This window comes from Luteibacter sp. HAY1-4A (genome assembly GCF_056755355.1).
In genome coordinates, this window is sequence record NZ_JBNDHZ010000101.1 from 1 (window position 1) to 2,100 (window position 2,100).

The 2,100-nt window shown below is 65.2% G+C and carries 2 protein-coding genes and 1 pseudogene; 1 reads left to right on the forward strand and 2 read right to left on the reverse strand.

Features of this window, described 5'->3' with window-relative positions; translation table 11 throughout:
* Window positions 1-230 (forward strand): annotated as a pseudogene (locus tag ACPYOD_RS19070) (short-chain dehydrogenase/reductase); the annotation flags it as partial.
* 12 nt (window positions 231-242) lie between these two features.
* Here the strand turns inward: ACPYOD_RS19070 and ACPYOD_RS19075 are convergent.
* Together ACPYOD_RS19075 and ACPYOD_RS19080 are read right to left on the reverse strand one after the other, a co-directional pair.
* A complete protein-coding gene (locus ACPYOD_RS19075) occupies window positions 243-1,175 on the reverse strand; it encodes an AraC family transcriptional regulator (protein ID WP_481303261.1) in 933 nt (310 codons plus the stop codon).
* Window positions 1,176-1,178: 3 nt separating this feature from the next.
* A complete protein-coding gene (locus ACPYOD_RS19080; protein WP_481303262.1) occupies window positions 1,179-2,072 on the reverse strand; it encodes an MBL fold metallo-hydrolase in 894 nt (297 codons plus the stop codon).
* Window positions 2,073-2,100 lie beyond the last annotated feature (28 nt).

The following is a 2,100-nucleotide window of genomic DNA, read 5'->3' on the forward strand; positions in this document are numbered from 1 at the left end:
ACGATGCACTGTTCGACCCCATCCGCCGCGCCCGGGAAGAGGTGAGCGGCAAGCAGCTGGGCGATCCGCGCAAGGCCGCGAAAGCCATCCTCGCCATCACCCAGCTACCCGAACCGCCGGCCCACCTGCTGCTTGGCAGTGATGCCTTGTCCCTTGTGCGCGCGAAACTCGCGGCGCTTTCCGCGGATATCGATGCGTGGGAAGAGCTGAGCCGCAGCACCGACGGGTGATCCGTCCGCCGATCAATGCGAGGACACGTAGCCGGATGGCACCAGGTGTTCCGGCATGGCGAAATGCCGCTTCATCCGCTCCACTTCCTCCCCCGGTGGGCGCCCGAACAGCCGCTTGAATTCGCGGCTGAACTGGGACGGGCTTTCGTAGCCGACGGCGGCGGCAGCCGCTGCCGCCGTCGCGTGTTGCCGAAGCATGAGCAGGCGTGCCTGGTGAAGCCGGGTGGATTGCACGTAACGCATCGGAGACGTACCGGTCATCGCACGGAAGTGCGTATGAAAGGTCGGTACGCTCATGTTCGCCTCGCGCGCGAGTTCGTCCACGGTGAGGTCATCCGCATATCGGCCGTGGATGGTGTTGAGCGCACGTGCCACCATGCCGAACCGGCCTTGCTGGGACAGTGCCGAGCGCAGCGATCCACCCTGGTCGCCCGACAGCACGCGGTAGTAGATCTCCCGCATGAGCGCGGGCCCCAGCACTTCGCCATCCGGCGGGTTGGCGAAGGCCTCGAGAAGACGAAGGACGGACGCGGCGAGAGCGTCTTCCATGGGTGAGGCGTACAACCCGCGCGGCGCGGCGGAAGAGGGCCCGCGAAGCGCATCGATCTCCAGGCACAGTTTCGCGGCAACCGCATGATTCAGGCGGAAATAGATCGCAAGCAGCGGCTCGTCGGCGGAGGCGTCCGTCTCCATGGTGAACGGCACGGGCACCGAGACGACGAGGTAGTGCTGGTCGTCGTAGACGAACACCTCGTCATGAAGGAGTCCTCGCTTGCGTCCTTGCACCACCACCACGATGCCCGGTTCGTAAAGCACCGGCGTGCGGCTCAGCGGCCGGTCGGATCGAAGGAGGCGTACGTCGGGCAGGGGTGTGAGCGTGTAACCCTCGTCCTTGGCGAGAGCAAGAAGCAGGGCGATCGTGCGTGCGCGGGTGTCGGAGTGCATGGATCAATGCAGATCGAGCGGTAGCTTCAGGTAACGTACTCCATTGCCTTCCGGTTCCGGCAGGTGCCCGGCGCGCATGTTGACCTGGATCGAGGGGAAGATCAGGCGAGGGGCGGGGAGCGTGGCGTCGCGTTCTTCCCGCACGCGGACGAAGGCCTCTTCGTCCACGCCTTCGTGCACGTGCACATTGCTCGTACGCTCTGCGCCGATGCTGCTTTCCCATGCGTAGACGTCGCGGCCCGGTGCCTTGTAGTCGTGGCACATGAACACGCGGGTGGCGTCCGGGAGTGCCATCAGGCGCCGTATGGACCTGTACAAGGTGCGTGCGCTTCCACCAGGAAAATCGCAGCGCGCGGTGCCGTAGTCGGGCATGAAGAGGGTATCTCCCGCGAACACCGCATCACCAATCACGTAGGCCACGCATGCCGGCGTATGGCCGGGCACGTGCAGCGCCGTGGCGCGCAGCGACCCGATGGCGAAGGTATCGCCGTCGGCGAAGAGACGACCGAACTGGCTTCCGTCTCGAGCGAAGCTTTTGTCCTCGTTGAAGATGTCGCCGAACGTCCGTTGGACGCTCGTGATGTGTTCGCCGATGCCCAGTGTGCCCCCGGTGCGCGCCAACAGCCAGGGAGCCGCGGTGAGGTGGTCTGCGTGAGCGTGGGTTTCGAGCACCCATTCCACGCGCAGCCGTCGTTCGCCGACGAACTGGAGCAGGGCCTCCGCGCTGCGTGTCGCGGTGCGTCCGCTTGGTGCATCGAAATCGAGGACACAGTCGATGATCGCGCAGGCGTCGCTGTTCGGGTCCTGGACGACATGGCTCACCGTAAAGGTGGGTTCATGGAAGAACGACGTCACGACGGGCCGGAGCGAAGCGTCGTCGAGGGCCGCAGCGGCAATGGTTGCCGCCTGTCTCTTATACACATCT